A 12,483-nucleotide genomic window follows, 5' to 3' on the forward strand; every position below is an offset into this window, starting at 1 on the left:
GAAATCGGTGGAGTCGGGGTGCCGCGAGCATGCGGCCGGATAGGGCAATACGGTCAATCGGGTGCGCGCCGGCGCGTCAGGCCAGCCAATAGGGATCGTTCAATTCGCGGCCCAGCGCCGCCACCTGGCGCGTCAGCGACTCGCGCAACGCGGCCACGCGGGCTGCGTCGGCCTGGAACGACACGAACGACAGGCACAGGCCGCGCAGTTCGGCGCTGTCGGGGTCGCGCACCGCCGCCGCCACCGCGCCGATACCGGGCATGGCCTGGTCGATGGCGACACCGCAATGGTCGGCGCGGATCTGCGCCACGCGCTGCGCCAGTTCGCCGACGGTGGCCGGGCAATCCTTGCCCTCCACCGGCAGGGGCCGGGCCGGATCACTGCCGTACAGCGCGTCGAACTCTTCCTGGGTCAAGCGCGACAGCAGCGCGCGTCCCATTGCCGTGCCCGAGGCGGCACGGCGCGAGCCTGGCGGCGACAGCACCTGCACCGGCTGCGAGCCGTTCAGGCGTTGCAGCACCACGGTTTCGCGCTGGTTCAGGGTGGACAAGTACGCGGTCAGGCCGCTGTCGTCGGACAGGCGCGCCAGCACCTTGCGGCAGGCCTCGTCCAGCGGCGTCGCGGCCTGCCCGGCCCGCACCGCCTGCGACAACAGGGCGCCGGCGCGATAGCGGCGCGTGGCCGCGTCCTGATCCAGCAGGCCGTAGTGCTGCATCTGGTTCAGCAGGCGCGAGGCGGTACTCTTGGGCATTGCCAGCCGCTGCGCCACATCGGTGAAGCTCAGTTCGACCGCGCCTTCCGCGTAAAGCGCCAGCACGCGCTGGACGCCGTCGAGAATACTCATTGATGTTCCAAAAAACGGAACCCTGGTTCCTTAATATCGAACAAGAATAATGCAACGGCGGTTTTCCGGTCAATCCGGGTGGCCCGGATCGCGGGCACACCAACACAAGCCGCGTTTCATGCCCCCCGTCGGACGAAAAAAAGCCCACCGCAAGGCAGGCCTGCCTGACAGCGCCGGGCAGCCGCGGCTAGCGCGTCGCTGTCTGCGCCCATTGCGCCAGTGGCAGTGGCGGTTGCGCGTGCAGGATACGCGCCAGCATCAGTTTGAATTCGGCCCAGCCGCCGCGTTCGCCCGGCCAGCGCGCTGGCGTTACCGGCCGCCAGCCGCCCTCGGCATCGCGTTCGGCCATCTTGAAGCGAAAGCTGTAGTGCCCCGCCACGCCCATGCGCAGGTCGGTCACCACCAGCGCGTCGCCCAGCGCGTCATAACGCAGCCAATCGTCGGTGAACCAGCGCAGGCGTTGCAGCAGCGGCATGTCCGCCAGCGCCTGTCCGAGCCCAGGGTTGAGCGGCAGGCGCAGCCATTCCGGCGGCTCGCGGTCGAACCAGCCACTGACGGCCTCGTAGTAATGGCCGTCGGGGGTTTTGGCCACGACGCGCCACAACAGCGTATTGAGTGGCATGGGGATACCCCGCAGCTCGGTGATGGCGATGCCCTGCGTCTGCATCGCCTCGCGTACCCGATGTTCGGCGGCGAGGCGGCCGGCCAGCCCGAACCCCAGGTAGGCAGTGCTGAAGATCAGCGCCCCGGCCAGGAAGCGGCGGGCGTTGCGCGTCATGCCCGCGATCACCGCGTACACCGCCGCCAGCAGCAACGGCACGGTGTAGAGCGGATCGATGATGAATATGGCGGACCAGCTTTCCGGGATCGACGGTAGCGGCCAGAACAGCTGCGTGCCGTAAACCGTGAAAGCGTCCAGCAATGGATGCGTCACCAATACCAGCCACAGGGTCAGAAACAGCCGCCCGGCGCTGTACTGCGCTTGCGGCCAGTACTTGCGGATCAGCCAGGTCAGCAGCGCGGCCAGGCCGGTCAGCACGAAAATCGAATGCGAGAAACCCCGGTGGTAGGTCATCAGCGATACCGGGTCCGGGTAGCGCATCAGCACGTCCAGGTCCGGCACCGTCGCCAGCGCCGCGCCGTAGATCAGCGCCCGCCGGCCCTGCATGCGCCCCAACAGCGCCCCCTGTATGCCCGCGCCCAGCACGGCTTGTGTAACCGAATCCATAGCACTCCGACGATCGCCTTCCGTGGAACGCCTGTTTCACACAGGCGCCTCCATGCAGGCGTTAAGATACCCGATTACGTTCAGCTGATTTTCAAGTTCCGCCTCATGGACCAATATATCGACAAGATCGGCATGCTGATCGAGACCAACCAGGCCTGGGCCGGCCCCATCACCTTCCTGCTCACGCTGGGGGAATCGATGGTGCTGCTGGGGCTGTTCATCCCCGCGACGGCGCTGATGCTGCTGACCGGCGGTCTGATCGGCGCCGGCACGCTGGACCCCTGGGGCATCCTGGCCTGGGGCATAGCCGGCGCGATCGTCGGCGACGCGCTGTCCTACGGCCTGGGCCGCTGGGCCGGCCCCGGCGTGCTGCGGCGCTGGCCGCTCAAGCAGCAGCGTACCGCCGTGGCGCGCGCCCGGCTGTTCTTCTACCGCTATGGCTTCGCCTCGGTGCTGATCGGCCGCTTCCTGGGCCCGATCCGCTCCACCATCCCCACTGTCGCGGGCGTGATGGGCATGGCCCATGGCCGTTTCCAGATGGCCAACGTGCTGTCGGCGATCCTGTGGTTGCCGCTGATGCTGGCGCCCGGCTACGTCACCGCGCGCAGCCTGGGCGCGGCCGAAAACGCGCAGCAGATCGCCATGATGATCGGCGCCGGACTCTCGGTACTGCTAGGATGCGGACTCCTGATCGCGATGATGCGCAAACGCCGGCAACCGGCGCGCGTCCGTCGTGGCAACTAGCGGAGAATGGCATGGCCATCGACATGGAGCCCAAGGACGGCGACTTCGCGCGCTACATCGAGAATCTGTCGCGCGCGGGCGGCGTCACGCCCGGAAGGGTACCGAGCAAGGCCGAGGCCAAGCGCCAGGCGACGGCGCCAGCCCCGGTCCCGGTGGCCGTGCCGAGCCAGGATTCCCTGAACGACCTGACCTGGGGCAAGACCGCGCCGCCGCCGCTGCAATCGCGGTCCGCCGACACCATCCCCGACCAGAGCGAGGCCGAGGCGGTTTCGCTGGCCAAGCGCGCGCGCCAGCGCAAGCAGGGCATCTTCCTGACCATCGCCGGCGCCGTGGCCGGGTGGGCGGCGGTCAACATCGCCTTCACGGCGCTGCGCGCGCCGCGCTTCGACCTGGACGACTTCATGCCGGCGGTGTTTCTGGGCTTTTTCGCCCTGATGCTGTTCAAGGCGGCTGGCGGCGCGCGCAACCCGCGCAAGCGCCCGCTGGAAAAGCTGCCGCCGCTCAAGACCTCGTCATACCGCAAGGACGGCTGAAGCGGCCCCGGCCGCGGCGGCAATGGTGCTAACATTTCCGCCGCCGTCGCATAGACCCCATGAATACCCGGAGTAAAAGTGAATAACGTTGTCGGATTGAACCAGGCCCAGGCGGCCACGATGCTGAAGCTGCAAGGCGACCTGAACAGCATGATCAATCCGGACTGGATCAACGGCGGCGCCCGCTTCCTGCGCGCCGCCTTCGTCGAATCGGCCGAGGCCCTGGAGCACTACGGCTGGAAATGGTGGAAGAAGCAGACCATCGACCTGCCGCAGGTGCAGATGGAACTGGTCGACATCCTGCACTTCTACCTGTCGCACACCATCGTGCAGGCCAAGGGCGACGTCAACGCGGCCGCCGCCGCGCTGGTGGCCGACCTGGCCGGCCCCGCCTCGATCACGCTAGACGGCAAGAGCTACGCGCTGGCCAGCCTGAACGTGCCCGAGCTGCTGGAACTGATCGGCGGCCTGGCGGTGTGCGGCCGCGCCAGTTTCAAGCTGCTGGAACAGAGCATGACCGCCTGCGAAATGCGCTGGAACGATGCCTACACCCAGTACGTTTCCAAGAACGTGCTGAACATCTTCCGCCAGCGGCATGGCTACAAGGAAGGCACCTACATCAAGATCTGGAACGGCGAGGAAGACAATGTGGTGCTGGCGCGCCTGCTGTCGCAGCATGACGCCGGCCGCGCCGATTTCGCGGACATCCTGCACCGCGAACTGGAAGCGGCATATTCGCGCCTGTAGGCGCGCGCCGCCCAGCCATGAAAAATGTCCGCTGTCAAGTCTTTTGTGAGGTCATGCAGCGGCGCAAAAGGTCTTATGGGGCAATAGGTTAGCCTAGATTCGGGCTGCGGCGCGCGCTTGCTGCATTTCTGGCTAGGTGCCACATGGGCGCTTTGCGGTGGCAAACGCAGGGGCGCCGCAGCGGGCAAGATCGCATAGCCATCTTATGCCCCGGCCTGTCGCAATCCATCCCCAGAAAGCGAAAGCGCAACCCGAGGGCTGCGCTTTCATCGTGAGTGGGTGGTGGATGCGTCCACATCGTCAACCCGACTTCGGCGGTGCGGCCTTGCCCCTGCTTCCCTTTCTGAATCCCCGATCCCCCGCCATGAACGTCTCCAGCATGTGCGGGATCAACGTCGTTGCATCGACGGCCTCGCCATACGTCTGCGCGTGCAGTGCGGCGTAGGCGTCCAGGTCGGCTTTCAGGCTGGCCGGGCAGGTGAACGTCAGCTTCGTGCTACCGCTGGACGGCAACGGGCCGAGGCGGAGTTTTCGGGCGGTACTCATCGCGCACCTCCAAGCTGATAGAACATGGGTTGGTAAGGACGCAACACGAGGTCGCGCGCCACGATCACCCGAACCGGCAAGCCCGGTCGTGCTGTCAGCGTCGGCTGGATGTTCATGTTGCGCCGAGTGATCTCCTGGCCGACCTGATTGATGCTGTCCTGTGCGCTGTCGCGCCCGGCGATGACGATGCGGTTGCCGTCCTGGCGGTTCTCCGGCGCGGCCAGCTCGGCGCCCACGCCCAGCAGCGTCGTCAACACGGCGCCGGCGAAGACGCGGTTCCAGTGCCAGTCCACGTCGTCTTCCAGGCCGGCGTAGCCGGCCGGGTCGGTGCCCACGAGGTTGTCGAGCGTCAGCGATGACGTGTCGGGCAGGATGACCCGGTTCCATACCACCTGTACGCGGCTCTGCCCGTAGCTGACCTGGCTGTTGTAGCGCCCGAGGATGCGCGATCCCTGCGGGATCAGCAGGAACTTGCCCGTGGCCGTGTCATAGACGGGCTCCGTGACGGTGGCGATCACATCGCCCGGAAGATCGGACTTGATGCCTGTGACCAGCGCCCCGGCGATCACCGTACCGGCCATCACCTGATACGGCGACGCCGGCAGCGCCAGGTTGCCGGAATTGCGGGTTTCCGTAGAGCCGCCTTTCAGGAACGCCTCCTTCTGGTCTTGCCGGTTCTGCGTGGCGGTCGGGTCGGCGGGCTGGGCCGCCGTCGAGGCCGGCCCGGCGGCGAGCGGGTCGAAGGCTGCGAGCGCGCTTGCAGCACCCGGCGCACCCGGCGCCGCCTGCGCCACCGTTGCGGCCTGGCCTTGGCCCTGGCCGCCGGAGCGGAAGAACACCGACGAAGCCGCAGCGGCTTCCGCCTCTTTGCGCAAAGCGTCATTCGGATCGTGGCCGGGGGCCGCGTAAGCGGCTACGGCCGGCTGCTGCGAAGCGACGATGGCGGGGCCAAGATCGCCCGGCAGCGGCGGCCCCAACTCGGGCACCTTCCGCAGCTTCGAGTAGTCGGAAGGCAGGCCATCCAGCCCCTCGGACTTCGATACGCGATCCACGTTGTAAAGCTCGGTCTGTTCGCCAGTGCCGCGCCGATGCGGCTGCAATGACCAGATCGTGGCCCCGAGCACGGCGACCGACAGGCCGCCGACGAGGACGGCCAGCGTGCGCCGGTTCAGGCGCGTGACCGGACACGGCTGGGCGCGTAGCGCCACCGCCTCGGGCGCGACCTTGCCCGCCTGCGGCGTGGTGAGGTCGGGGGTGTCGTCCTGGCTCATGGTCAGTTCCCCCGCGTGCCGTCGGTGCGCTCGATCCGCACCACGTCGCCCTTGTCCCCGCCCAAGCGCAACTCGGCAGCGCCGAACAAGCGATCAACGATGAAATACGGCGAGCGGAAGCGGTAGTTCACCAATTGCCCGTCGCCCTGCGCACCGATCACGAACAGCGGCGGCAACTCGCCCTGGGCGATGCCGGCGGGAAACTGGATATATACCTTCTCGCCGTCATCGAAGGCGCGCAGCGGCTTCCACGGCGGATTGCTGCCACTGATGGCATAGCGGAAACGGATCTTCTCCAGCGACAGCCCGGTCTCGACCGGCGCGGCGGCGCTGGCCGCCTGCGCCTGGCGCTGCAAGGCGAGCATCTTGTCCTTGGGGTACTCCCAGGATATCGACGCCATCCATGTCTTCTCTGTCGAGGTCAGTTCCAGCAGATAGGTGCGTCGGCTGGTGGTTACAACGAGATTCGTCTTGAGGCCCGAGCGGATGGGCTTGACCATCACGTTCACGCGCAGCGCATCCCCGCTGCCGCTCGATGTGTCGCCCACGATCCAGCGCACCGTGTCGCCAGCGGCCACCGTCACCAGTTCCTCACCGGGCTGGAGCGCGATCACGGTCACGCGGCCCACGGCCGCATAGACCTGATACAGCGCGCCGTCCGTGAAAGGCCACACCTGAATCGCGTTGACGTAGCCCTCGCGCGTGGGCGCGACGCGCGCCTCGGTATTGGCCCGTGAGACGCGCACCTTCTCGTCGACCGGCTCCGGCGCCGGCTTGGCTTCTTCGCCCTCGGGCGCTGGCTTCAACTGTGCCGGCATCGGCAGCACCTCGGGCACAGCGACCGCCTCCACAGGTGCAGGCGGCTCCGGCAGCGGCTGCGCCTGCACCGGCTCATCGAGCGAGATGGTCGGCGGCGGCTTGCCCTGGGTGGCGCAGCCCGCCAGGGCCGCGAGCGCCAGCACGGAAACGTAAGTACGGAAAGACGGGTTCATGGCTTGGCTCCTTCGGAAGAATCCAGTTCGCGGCTCCACGACAGGCCGTTGACGTAGATGCCCAACGGGTTCTTGCGCAGGCGCTGTTCGGTGCGCGGGGTCTGCTGCACGATGGAAATCACCGCGTTCCAGCGTTCGGTGCCAGCAGGAGCGCCGTTGACGAAGCGTTGTTCCGTCCAGCGCACGTTGAAAGAGGCGTCGCTGGCGCGGGTCACGCTGGTGATCTGCACCGTCACCGACTCCTTGCCGATGCGCGCGAACGGATCGTTCACGCGGGCGTACTCGTTGAGCACCACGGCGCCCTTGTCGGTGGTGTAGTCGTAGGCGTCCAGCCAGTTCTGCCGCACCACGATCGGGTCGATGGACAGCGAGCGCACCAGGCCGATGAAGCGGCCCAGGTGGTAGGCGATCTGCGCATCGCTGGGCCGGTACGGCGTAGCGGCCTCGCCCACGGCGCGCACTTGGCCCGCGTTGTCCACCTCGATGACATAGGGTGTCACGATGGATTGCGCCGAGCGCCAGACCAGGCCCCCGGCCATCAGCACGGCCAGCGTGAGACAGCCGAAGGCCATGAAACGCCAGTTCTTCGCCTGCACGCGGGCCGAGCCGATGCGCTCGTCCCACACCTGTGCGGCGGATTGGTACGGAGTAGCAGGCTGCGGCGTGTCGGCATAGCGCACCTGCGGTCGTTTGAATCGCATGGGTGTTCTCCTTGAAGATCAGGAATCGGAATCGCGCAGACTCGGCCCCTGGCTGGAACTGCCGCCGTCGCCCCCGCGCAGCGTGTGGGCGGCGGTGGTTGCGGCATGGGTGAGTTGCTGGCGGCGATGCAGGCGTTTGGCCCAGGCGGGTTGCTCCTGCGGCGCGGTGGAGGGCGTATCACCACCAGACGCTGGGCCGCCCGATGCGGCGGCTGTACCGCCTCCCGCCGAAGTCGTGCCTTCCTGGCGGAAAGCTGCGGCGGCACGTTCCTTCATCGAACGCGCGCCATCGGCCACCTTCTGCCCGGCTGCCTGAGCGCCTGTCTTGGCGACATTGCCGAAGCCCGCAGCGGCACCCTTGAGGCCGCCGCCGGCCGAAGCGGAACCGGCCTGGAACGCCGACCGTGCACTGCTGGCAGCCCCAGCGGCAGCCCGCGCGCCGCTGCCGGCCAGCTTGGCGGCAGCGGGCGCCATGCGCGCTCCAGCAGCTACCGCGCCGCCGACGCCCGTGGCTGCGGCGCCGACGGCAACGGCAGCGCCCGCAGCGCCCAGCGCAGCACCGGCCATCGCACCCGCGCCAAGCTGCGGCCCGCCAGACACCAGCCCGGTTGCAATGCCTGGCCCGAAGATGCCCAAGGCCAGCAGGGTCAGCGAGGCCAGCATCACGACCACGGAGTGGTCGATGGATGGCTCGGCGGGATGTACCTGAAACTCGGCGAACAGCCCCGAGCCGATGCCCACAATGACGGCGAGCACCAGCACCTTGATGCCGGACGACACCACGTTGCCCAGCACCTTTTCGGCGAGGAACGCGGTCTTGTTCCACAGCGCGAACGGCACCAGCACGAAGCCGGCGAGCGTGGTCAGCTTGAACTCGATCAGCGTGATGAAAAGCTGGATCGCCAGCACGAAGAAGCACAGGATGACGATCAACCACGCGAGGAACATCACGACGATGGGCGTGATGTTCACGAACACCTCGGGGAAGCCCGCCATGTTGCCGATCTGCTCAAGGATCGGCGCACCGGCGTCGATGCCGACCTTGGCCAGCCGCCCAGGGTGTAGGAAGTTCTCCATGCTCAAGGTCGAGCCGCTGGCCGTTAGGCCCAGCCCGGCGAAGGAGCGGAACAGGATGCCGGCCAGCGTGTTGAAGTTGCCGATGATGTAGGCGAAGGCACCGACGTACAGCACCTTGCGGATCAGCTTGGCGATCACGTCCTCGCCCTGGCCGACGGCATGGCCCATCGCCCAGAACAGCCCGGCGATCGTCATGTCGATGACGATCAGCGTGGCGGTCAGAAACGCCACCTCGCCATGCAGCAGTCCAAAGCCCGAGTCGATGTAGCGCGAGAAGGTATCGAGGAAGCGGTCGATGATCGTTACGTCGTTCATGGTGAGTCCTCCTGCCCAGGCGCATCGGCATCGGCGGGTTCATCGAAGCTGGGCGGAATCGGCGGCAGGTCGGCTAGCGTCTGATACTCGCTCGGCCCGGTCTGGCCGGAGAGAAAGCGCCGCAGGTCGGCCTGGGCCACCTGCGCGCAAAACGCGCCGTCGTGCGCGCCCGTGCGGCACTGCGCGCGCAGCGTGTGCAACCGGGATGGATCGGCGGCCAGTGAAGCCACCGACAGCGGCTGATCGCAGCCGGACAGCAGGAACGCGAGAGCGAACACGACAGGCGCGTACTTCATGGCCGCACCTCGTCAGTGGTTGTAGAAATCGACGGCTTGCGGCGTGTACGGCGTGCCACTGCCCAGGAAGCGGCGCGTCATCTCACGTCCGCGCTCCGTGGCCGCCGCCTGCCGCGCCAGTTCCAGCGCGGCAGCGCGATCCTGCGTGATCTGGAGCCGCTGCGACTGGATCGACTGCTTGGCCTGCAAGGCCAGCAACTGGTTCATGGCCTGCATCGCCTGCAACGCACCTTCGGCTGACTGGCTCTTGCCCACGAGGTCGGCGAGCACGCTTTCGTCTTCGCCCAGGTTCTGCGAAACCTGGGCCTGCATCCGCATCGTGGTCTGCAAGCCGTTGAGCGTGTTCTTCCATCGCTCCTGCGTGTCGCGGTACATCTGGTCGCCGCTCACCGTGGCGGCGTACTGCTCGGGATACAGGCGCTGAAACTCCCGATCCAGATTCGTCACGTCGTAGGCCAGGCCGCGCGCCTGGTCGATCAGCCGCTGCGTGGTCGCCAGATTGGCGCGCAACTGGCCGACCACGCTGGATGGCAGGCTGGCGAGATTGCGCGCCTGGTTCATCAGCATCTGCGCTTCGTTCTGAAGCTGCTGGATCTGGTTGTTGATCTGCTCCAGCGTGCGGATCGCGGTCAGCGTGTTCTGCACGAGGTTGGTGGGATCGACCACGACCCATTGCGCATGGGCGGTGGCGGTGCAAAGCATGGCCGCGATTGCGGCGGCGACAAGACGCTTTTTCATGACAGGTTCTCCAGGGGTTGATCAGCGAGGGAACCCGGCGCAAGGCCGGGGAACGAGGGCAGCAGGTCGGCCGCCCAATCGAGGCCGCGATGGCGCAGCCAGGCGCCCGCGAAGCCGGGTACGCCGGCGTCCAGCAGCACGCGGTCTATGTCGCGCTGGTCTTGCGGCGTGGAAGCGCCCGCAAACGCCAGCGCGGCCGGCCCCAGGTCGAGGTCGAACAGGCGGTTGCCGAGGCGGGATTGGTAGTAGTAGTCGCGCTTGGGCTGCGCGGTGGCGACGATCTCGATCTGCCGGCTGTTGAGGCCGAAGCCTTCGTAGATCGTGCGAATCTGCGGCTCAGTCGCCTGCGGGTTCGGCAGGAAGATGCGGCTGGCGCAGCTTTCGATAATCGCGGGGGCGATGCTCGAATCCTTGATGTCCGCGAGCGACTGCGTGGCGAAGATCACCGACACGTTTTTCTTGCGTAGCGTCTTGAGCCACTGGCGGATACGCGCGGCAAACACCGGGTCATCGAGGAACAACCACGCTTCATCGAGGATCAGCAGCGTGGGCGATCCGTCGAAGCGTTCATCGAAGCGCGCAAAGAGGTAATGCAGCACGGCCATGACGGCGGCCTTGCTGTGCATCAGCTCCTCCATCTCGAAGCACTGCACGTCGGCCATGCCGAGCCGGTCGTGGTCAGCGTCCAGCAGCTTGCCGTGCGCACCACCGAGCACGTAGGGCGCGAGCGCCTGGCGCAGCGCGTTCGATTGCAGCAGCACCGACAGGCCGGTCATCGTGCGCTGCTCCACCGGCGCACCGGCGAGGCTTCCAAGCGCCGACCAGATAGCCGCCTTCTCGTCGGGGCCGACCGCCACGCCTTCGTGCAGCAAGCGGCCTTCGACCCATTCTGCGGCCCAGGTGCGGTAGCCCTCGCGGTCGATGCGTGCCAAGGGCTGGAAGGCGATTTCGCCATCCGTGCCCAGGTCGTAGTGTTCGCCGCCCAAGCCCAGGATCGTGGCCCGCATCGAGCGGCCCATGTCGAAGGCGAAGATGCGCGAACCGCGATAGCGACGGAACTGCATCGCCAGCGTGGCGAGCAAGACCGACTTGCCCATGCCGGTCGGGCCTGCGACCAGCGTGTGGCCCACGTCGCCGATGTGCGTCACCAGCCGGAACGGCGTCGCGCCATCGGTGCGCGTGACGATCAGCGGCGGGCCGTCGAGGTGGTCGTTCTTTTCCGGCCCCGCCCATACTGCGGACACCGGCATCATGTGTGCTAGGTTCAGCGTCGAGACGATGGGCTGGCGCACGTTGGCGTAAGCGTTGCCCGGAATGGATGACAGCCACGCATCCACGGCGTTGAGCGTTTCCGGGATGGTGACGAAGCCGCGCCCCTGGATGACCCGCTCCACCATGCGCAGCTTCTCGTCGGCTACGGCCGGGTCGGCATCGAGCACCGTCACCGTGGCGGTGAGATAGCCGAAGGCGACCTGATCGCTGCCCAGCTCCTGTAAGGCGGCATCGGCGTCGGTCGCCTTGTTGCTGGCGTCAGTATCGACCAACGGGCTTTCCTGCTGGAAGATCGTTTCGCGCAGCAGCGCGATGACGTTCTTCCTTTTTGCAAACCACTGGCGGCGCAGGCGGGTGAGTTCCTTTTCCGCCTCGGATTTGTCGAGACAGAGAAAGCGCGTACTCCAACGATATGCAAAGCCCAAGCGGTTGAGGTCGTCCAGAATCCCCGGCCAGGTCGAGGTCGGAAAACCGCGCACCGACACCACGCGCAGGTGCTGGTCGCCCAGCATGGGCGCCAGGCCACCGACCAGCGGCGAGTCGGTCAGCAGGGCGTCGATGTGGAACGGCACTTCGGGCACACCGACGCGGTAGCGCCGCGTCGAGATGGTCGTGTGCAGGTAGGTCAGCGTCTGGCTGTCATCCAGCCAGACGATTTCCGGCATCACGCCGTCGAGCAGGTCAAAGACGCGATCCGTTTCCGCGACGAAGGCTTGCAGCCGCTCGCGCCAGTCCACGCCATTCGTCGGTGTGTTCTCGTAGAGCATCTTGGCTGCACGGGCGCGGGATTCTTCCGGCGGCAGGTAAAGCAACGTCAGGTGATAGCCGCTCTCGAAGTGATGGCCCGATTCCTCGAAGGCGGCCCGGCGTTCTTCCTCCACCACCCACGAAAGCGGCTCGGGAAACTCCGAGTGCGGATAGTCGGCCGCAGGCCGGCGCTCGGCTTCGATGAACAGCGCCCAGCCCGATCCCATGCGGCGCAGCGCGTTGTTCAACCGCGCCGACGTGGCGATCAGCTCGCCTTGCGTCGCGCTGTCGAGGTCAGGCCCGCGAAACCGGGCCGTGCGCTGGAAACTGCCGTCCTTGTTCAAGACGACGCCCGGTGCGACCAGCCCGGCCCAGGGCAGCCAGTCGGCAAGCAAGGCCGGGCGCTGGCGGTATTCGGCGAGGTTCAGCATC

13 protein-coding genes are annotated in these 12,483 nt (G+C 67.0%); 3 read left to right on the plus strand and 10 right to left on the minus strand.

Annotation, left to right across the window (positions count from 1 at the left end; genetic code table 11):
- Positions 1-76: 76 nt before the first annotated feature.
- Both HV701_RS02815 and HV701_RS02820 read right to left on the minus strand, forming a co-directional pair.
- Positions 77-844, minus strand: coding sequence for an IclR family transcriptional regulator (locus HV701_RS02815; RefSeq protein WP_175131610.1), 768 nt, complete (start codon positions 842-844; stop codon positions 77-79).
- 187 nt (positions 845-1,031) lie between these two features.
- A complete protein-coding gene (locus HV701_RS02820; protein ID WP_175131611.1) occupies positions 1,032-2,072 on the minus strand; it encodes a metal-dependent hydrolase in 1,041 nt (346 codons plus the stop codon).
- Positions 2,073-2,177: 105 nt separating this feature from the next.
- Between HV701_RS02820 and HV701_RS02825 the strand changes: the two genes are divergently transcribed.
- The 3 genes from HV701_RS02825 to HV701_RS02835 all read left to right on the plus strand — a co-directional run bounded on the left by HV701_RS02825 (position 2,178) and on the right by HV701_RS02835 (position 4,096).
- A complete protein-coding gene (locus HV701_RS02825) occupies positions 2,178-2,816 on the plus strand; it encodes a DedA family protein (protein ID WP_175131612.1) in 639 nt (212 codons plus the stop codon).
- 11 nt (positions 2,817-2,827) lie between these two features.
- On the plus strand, positions 2,828-3,349 hold the full coding sequence (locus tag HV701_RS02830) for a hypothetical protein (RefSeq protein ID WP_175131613.1): 522 nt from the start codon (positions 2,828-2,830) through the stop codon (positions 3,347-3,349).
- Between the two features lie 120 nt (positions 3,350-3,469).
- A complete protein-coding gene (locus HV701_RS02835; RefSeq protein ID WP_175131653.1) occupies positions 3,470-4,096 on the plus strand; it encodes a dUTPase in 627 nt (208 codons plus the stop codon).
- A 300-nt stretch (positions 4,097-4,396) separates the two neighbouring features.
- On the opposite strand, the gene HV701_RS02840 is transcribed toward HV701_RS02835, so the two are convergent.
- From HV701_RS02840 to trbE, 8 genes are read right to left on the minus strand one after another with little or no spacing between them, the layout of a single operon-like run.
- Positions 4,397-4,642 carry a DUF2274 domain-containing protein gene (locus HV701_RS02840; RefSeq protein ID WP_012202365.1) on the minus strand — a complete coding sequence of 82 codons (246 nt, stop codon included), beginning with the start codon at positions 4,640-4,642 and terminating at the stop codon, positions 4,397-4,399.
- Positions 4,639-5,913: a TraB/TrbI/VirB10 family type IV secretion system protein gene (locus HV701_RS02845; RefSeq protein WP_012202366.1), complete on the minus strand. Its 1,275-nt coding sequence runs from the start codon at positions 5,911-5,913 to the stop codon at positions 4,639-4,641. The genes HV701_RS02840 and HV701_RS02845 overlap by 4 nt, the downstream gene beginning before the upstream one ends.
- Positions 5,914-5,915: 2 nt before the next feature.
- Positions 5,916-6,905, minus strand: a complete 990-nt coding sequence (gene trbG / locus HV701_RS02850) for a P-type conjugative transfer protein TrbG (protein ID WP_012202367.1) — start codon at positions 6,903-6,905, stop codon at positions 5,916-5,918.
- A complete protein-coding gene (trbF, locus tag HV701_RS02855; RefSeq protein ID WP_012202368.1) occupies positions 6,902-7,606 on the minus strand; it encodes a conjugal transfer protein TrbF in 705 nt (234 codons plus the stop codon). Before trbF ends, trbG begins: the two co-directional genes overlap by 4 nt.
- An 18-nt stretch (positions 7,607-7,624) precedes the next feature.
- Positions 7,625-8,998, minus strand: coding sequence for a P-type conjugative transfer protein TrbL (gene trbL / locus HV701_RS02860; protein WP_012202369.1), 1,374 nt, complete (start codon positions 8,996-8,998; stop codon positions 7,625-7,627).
- Positions 8,995-9,294 (minus strand): EexN family lipoprotein, encoded by a 300-nt coding sequence (locus HV701_RS02865; protein ID WP_012202370.1) that lies wholly within the window; start codon positions 9,292-9,294, stop codon positions 8,995-8,997. The genes trbL and HV701_RS02865 overlap by 4 nt, the downstream gene beginning before the upstream one ends.
- Before the next feature lie 12 nt (positions 9,295-9,306).
- A complete protein-coding gene (gene trbJ / locus HV701_RS02870) occupies positions 9,307-10,032 on the minus strand; it encodes a P-type conjugative transfer protein TrbJ (RefSeq protein WP_012202371.1) in 726 nt (241 codons plus the stop codon).
- A complete protein-coding gene (gene trbE, locus HV701_RS02875) occupies positions 10,029-12,482 on the minus strand; it encodes a conjugal transfer protein TrbE (RefSeq protein WP_012202372.1) in 2,454 nt (817 codons plus the stop codon). The genes trbJ and trbE overlap by 4 nt, the downstream gene beginning before the upstream one ends.
- Position 12,483 lies beyond the last annotated feature (1 nt).

Origin of the sequence: Achromobacter pulmonis (genome assembly GCF_902859765.1) — a bacterium.
GTDB lineage: Bacteria > Pseudomonadota > Gammaproteobacteria > Burkholderiales > Burkholderiaceae_B > Achromobacter > Achromobacter pulmonis.